Annotated in this window: 6 protein-coding genes and 1 pseudogene; 1 reads left to right on the plus strand and 6 read right to left on the minus strand. The window is 67.4% G+C overall.

Features of this window, described 5'->3' with window-relative positions:
- Nucleotides 1-108: 108 nt before the first annotated feature.
- The 6 genes from D588_RS0108080 to D588_RS28795 form a co-directional block, all read right to left on the minus strand.
- The gene (locus tag D588_RS0108080; protein WP_017912578.1) at nucleotides 109-357 is read right to left on the minus strand and encodes a succinate dehydrogenase assembly factor 2; all 249 of its coding nucleotides are present in this window, start codon (nucleotides 355-357) and stop codon (nucleotides 109-111) included.
- A gap of 127 nt (nucleotides 358-484) precedes the next feature.
- Nucleotides 485-1,267: a succinate dehydrogenase iron-sulfur subunit gene (locus D588_RS0108085; RefSeq protein WP_010342653.1), complete on the minus strand. Its 783-nt coding sequence runs from the start codon at nucleotides 1,265-1,267 to the stop codon at nucleotides 485-487.
- Nucleotides 1,268-1,378: 111 nt separating this feature from the next.
- Nucleotides 1,379-3,169 carry a succinate dehydrogenase flavoprotein subunit gene (gene sdhA / locus D588_RS0108090; RefSeq protein ID WP_017908441.1) on the minus strand — a complete coding sequence of 597 codons (1,791 nt, stop codon included), beginning with the start codon at nucleotides 3,167-3,169 and terminating at the stop codon, nucleotides 1,379-1,381.
- Between the two features lie 33 nt (nucleotides 3,170-3,202).
- Nucleotides 3,203-3,589, minus strand: a complete 387-nt coding sequence (gene sdhD / locus D588_RS0108095) for a succinate dehydrogenase, hydrophobic membrane anchor protein (protein ID WP_010342655.1) — start codon at nucleotides 3,587-3,589, stop codon at nucleotides 3,203-3,205.
- Complete coding sequence (sdhC, locus tag D588_RS0108100; protein ID WP_017912577.1) at nucleotides 3,586-3,978, minus strand: succinate dehydrogenase, cytochrome b556 subunit; 393 nt, start codon at nucleotides 3,976-3,978, stop codon at nucleotides 3,586-3,588. The genes sdhD and sdhC overlap by 4 nt, the downstream gene beginning before the upstream one ends.
- 60 nt (nucleotides 3,979-4,038) lie before the next feature.
- A complete protein-coding gene (locus tag D588_RS28795; RefSeq protein ID WP_309252725.1) occupies nucleotides 4,039-4,347 on the minus strand; it encodes a DUF1674 domain-containing protein in 309 nt (102 codons plus the stop codon).
- On the opposite strand from D588_RS28795, the pseudogene D588_RS0108105 reads away from it, so the two are divergent.
- Nucleotides 4,249-4,720, plus strand: a pseudogene (locus D588_RS0108105) (folate-binding protein); the annotation flags it as partial. The gene D588_RS28795 and the pseudogene D588_RS0108105 overlap by 99 nt on opposite strands.

The following is a 4,720-nucleotide window of genomic DNA, read 5'->3' on the forward strand; positions in this document are numbered from 1 at the left end:
GCCGCCGGCCAGGCCAGGTGCGGCGGCAGGTCGGAGCCGAGCAGCGACAGCGGCGCCAGCGCGCCGAGCAGGGTCAGCGCGGCCAGCAGCCAGCGCGACGGGCGCCAGTCAAGCCGGCATGGCGCGGATGGAAGCGATGAGATCGGCGGCGCGCGCATCGGGACAGGCCTCGTAGCCCATGAACCATCGCCACAACTTATCGTCCTCGCAATCGAGCAGGTATAGGAAAACCCCGCGCTCGTCCTCGGAAGCTTCCCCCCAGCGCCGGTCCAGGTAGCGGCCGAACAACTGGTCCAGTTCGCGCATGCCGCGCCGGCAGCGCCAGCGCAGCTTCTTCAGTTCGGTGCTCTCGTCCATCGCATGCGCCCTTGCCTGGGGGCGGCGCCGCACGGCAGCCGCCGAAAACGAACGCGGCACCGAACCCGAAAGCCGGTGCCGCGCGGTCGGCGGGCAGGCCCGCCGTATGGAACGTGTGCCGCTGCGATCAGGCGCGGCGCGCCATCATCAGCTTCTTGATCTCGGCGATCGCCAGCGCCGGGTTCAGCCCCTTCGGGCAGGTCCGCGCGCAGTTCATGATGGTGTGGCAGCGGTACAGCTTGAACGGATCTTCCAGATCGTCCAGGCGCGCACCGGTGTCCTCGTCGCGCGAGTCGATGATCCAGCGGTAGGCCTGCAGCAGGATCGCCGGGCCCAGGTAACGCTCGCCGTTCCACCAGTAGCTCGGGCAGCTGGTCGAGCAGCAGGCGCACAGGATGCACTCGTACAGGCCGTCGAGCTTCTTGCGGTCCTCCGGCGACTGCAGCCGCTCACGGTCCGGCGGCGGCGGGGTCTGGGTACGGATCCACGGCTTGATCGAGGCGTACTGCGCGTAGAAGTGGGTCAGGTCCGGCACCAGATCCTTGACCACGCTCATGTGCGGCAGCGGGTAGATCGGCACTTCCTTCTTGCCGCAGTCGGCGATCGCCTTGGTGCAGGCCAGCGTGTTGGTGCCGTCGATGTTCATCGCGCACGAACCGCAGATGCCCTCGCGGCACGAGCGGCGGAAGGTCAGGGTCGGGTCGATCTCGTTCTTGATCTTGATCAGCGCGTCCAGAACCATCGGGCCGCACGCGTCCAGGTCCACCTCGTAGGTGTCGGTCCGCGGGTTGCTGTCGTCGTCCGGATTCCACCGGTAGACCTTGAAGGTCCGCACGTTCTTCGCGCCCTTGGCGGGAAAGTGCTTGCCCTTGCCGATCTTGGAATTCTTGGGGAGGGTGAACTCTGCCATGGCTTTAAAATCCGGGATTGGGGATTGGGGAATGGGGAATGGGAAGCGGGAGCGAAGAGCGCATGCGCTGTTCTCGATTCCCGATTCCCTACTCCCGTTTCCCGGCTGTGGTCAGTAAACGCGCGGCTTCGGCGGCACCACGTCCACGTCCTTGCTGAGCGTGTACATGTGCACCGGGCGGTAGTCGAAGCTGCACTGGCCCTTGTCGTCGACGGTGACCAGCGTGTGCTTCTGCCAGTTGACGTCGTCGCGGTCGGGGAAATCCTCGTGGGCGTGCGCGCCGCGGCTTTCCTTGCGCTGTTCGGCCGAGTTGATCGTCGCCACCGCGTTGAGCAGCAGGTTGTTCAGCTCGTAGGTCTCGATCAGGTCGGAATTCCACACCAGCGAGCGGTCGGACACCTTGACGTCCTCGAAGCTGGCGAAGATGTCGGCCATCTTGTCCACGCCTTCCTTCAGCGTCTTGCTGGTGCGGAACACCGCCGCGTCGGACTGCATGGTGCGCTGCATCTTGTCGCGGATCACCGAGGTCGGGGTGCTACCGTTGGCGTTGCGCAGCTTGTCCAGCAGGCCCAGCGCCTTGTCGCAGGCGTCGCCCGGCAGGCCCTTGTGCGGGGCGCCGGTCTTGATCGTCTCGGCGCAGCGGTTGGCCACCGCGCGGCCGAACACCACCAGGTCCAGCAGCGAGTTGGAGCCCAGGCGGTTGGCGCCGTGCACCGACACGCAGGCGGCCTCGCCGATGGCGTACAGGCCCGGCACCACCGCATCGGGGTTGTCGCCGTCCTTGCGCACCACTTCGCCGTGGTAGTTGGTCGGGATGCCGCCCATGTTGTAGTGGACGGTCGGGATCACCGGGATCGGCTGCTTGTGCACGTCGACACCGGCGAAGATGCGCGCGCTCTCGGCGATGCCGGGCAGCTTCTCGTCGATCACGCCCGGGCCGAGGTGGGTCAGGTCGAGCAGGATGTGGTCCTTGTGCTCGCCGACGCCGCGGCCTTCGCGGATCTCGATGGTCATCGAACGCGACACCACGTCGCGCGAGGCCAGATCCTTGTAGTGCGGCGCGTAGCGCTCCATGAAGCGCTCGCCGCTGCTGTTGCGCAGGATGCCGCCTTCGCCGCGCACGCCTTCGGTGATCAGGCAGCCGGCGCCGTAGATGCCGGTCGGGTGGAACTGCACGAACTCCATGTCCTGCATCGGCAGGCCGGCGCGCATCACCAGGCCGCCGCCGTCGCCGGTGCAGGTGTGCGCCGAGGTGGCGCTGAAGTAGGCGCGGCCGTAGCCGCCGGTGGCCAGCACCACGCCGTGGGCGCGGAACAGGTGCAGCGAGCCTTCGGCCATGTCCAGGGCGAGCACGCCGCGGCAGGCGCCTTCCTCGTCGAAGATCAGGTCGAGCGCGAAGTACTCGATCATGAAGCGCGCGTTGTGCGCCAGCGACTGCTGGTACAGCGTGTGCAGCATGGCGTGGCCGGTGCGGTCGGCGGCGGCGCAGGTGCGCTGCGCGGACGGGCCTTCGCCGTACTTGGTGGTCATGCCGCCGAACGGACGCTGGTAGATCTTGCCGTCCTCGGTGCGGCTGAACGGCACGCCGTAGTGCTCCAGCTCGATGATCGCCGGGATCGCCTCGCGGCACATGTATTCGATGGCGTCCTGATCGCCCAGCCAGTCCGAGCCCTTGATGGTGTCGTAGAAGTGGTAGCGCCAGTCGTCCTCGCCCATGTTGCCGAGCGCGGCGGAGATGCCGCCCTGCGCGGCCACGGTGTGCGAACGGGTCGGGAAGACCTTGGTCAGGCAGACGGTCTGCAGGCCCTTCTGGGCCAGACCGAAGGTGGCGCGCAGGCCGGCGCCGCCGGCGCCGACCACGACCATGTCGTACTTGTGTTCGGTGATCTTGTAAGCGGACATCGAAATGTGGTTCCTAGAGGGGGCGCCGATGGATCAGGCGATGCCCAGCGCGATGCGCGCCACGGCGAAGATGCTGACGATGGCGCCGAGCACGGCGACGAAGCGCACGATGGTCTGCGCGGCCAAGGCCAGCAGCGAGGTGTGCACGTAGTCTTCCAGCACCACCTGCATGCCAAGCTGGGCGTGCCAGAACGCGGCGATCAGGAAGCCGACAAGCAGGATCGCGTTCCACGGCTTGGCCACGGCCTCGGTGGCGGCGACGTAGTCCGAACCGAGCAGGCTCAGCACGAAGATCAGGAACCAGATCGACAGCGGCACCAGGGCGGTGGCGGTCAGGCGCTGCAGCACGAAGTGCTCGGTGCCGGTCTTGGCCGCGCCCAGGCCGCGGACATTCTTCAACGGGGTGCGATAGCGGCTCATGCGGTGGCTCCCAGCAGCACGTAGGCCCACACCGCGGCGGTCAGCACGAAGCTGAGCACGACCGACAGCCAGCCGATGGTGACGAAGGCGCGGACCGCGTAGCCCTGGCCGAAATCCTGCAGGATGTGGCGCAGGCCGCCGAACAGGTGGAAAGCGAAGCACCAGGTCCAGCCGAACAGGAACACCTGGCCGTACCAGGCGCCGGCGATGTCGCGGAAGCAGTTCCAGGAGGCGGGGCCGAGCATCAGCGCCAACAGGCCGGCGGCGATGATCAGGGCACCGATCGACAGCACGATGCCGGTGGCTCGATTCAGGATCGAGGTCACCATCTGGATCTGCCAGCGATAGACCTGCAGATGCGGGGAAAGGGGACGTTCGCGCGTAGCCATTCGCTGGGCTCGTTGTCTCGGCTGGGCGGCGTGCTTAAGGCCGCGTTGGCTCAAAGCTGCTCAAAAATCGATGCAGCGTCCGTTTTTCTCCCAGTCGCCGTAGCGCGTCGGCTCGAGGCCGCCGCGCCCGCCGATCTCCCGCGGCGCAGGCTCGGTCTGCGGAGGGGTGTCCTCGGCGGGCCGCTGCGTTTCGGGATCGGACTCGGGTGTGGGGGTTGGTTGGCCTATCATGCGGGTCTCACAACTCGTCAATTTTAGTCCTCCCCTCTCGTGCCTGACAACCTGAATCTGGAATCCGGCGGTTTTTCCGCCTTGCCACACCTGCAATACGTCGCATTGCGCGGTCCGGATGCAGCGGCCTTCGCCCATGCGCAATTCGCCAACGACGTGCAGGCGCTGGCGGTGGGCCAGTGGCAGTGGAACGCCTGGCTCACCGCCAAGGGCCGGGTGATCGCGGTGTTCGCGCTGCTGCGCCAGGCCGACGACGCCTTGCTGATGCTGCTGGCCGACGGCGGCGCCGAGGAACTGGCAACGGCACTGGGCCGCTTCGTGTTCCGGCGCAAACTGCGCGTGTCGGTCGAGGACACGCTTGTTGCTTTCGGTCGCCTGAGCCTACCCGAGCAGGCCCGCGGCGCGACGTCAGCGCACGATGAGGCTGGCGTGATCGAACTGGACATGGGCGGCGACGGCCTGCCGCGCACCCTGCGCCTGGTGCCGGCGCCGGCCGCGGATGCGCCGGCCA

The sequence above is a fragment of the Xanthomonas sp. SHU 308 genome (assembly GCF_000364645.1).
Classification (GTDB): Bacteria; Pseudomonadota; Gammaproteobacteria; order Xanthomonadales; family Xanthomonadaceae; genus Xanthomonas_A; species Xanthomonas_A sontii.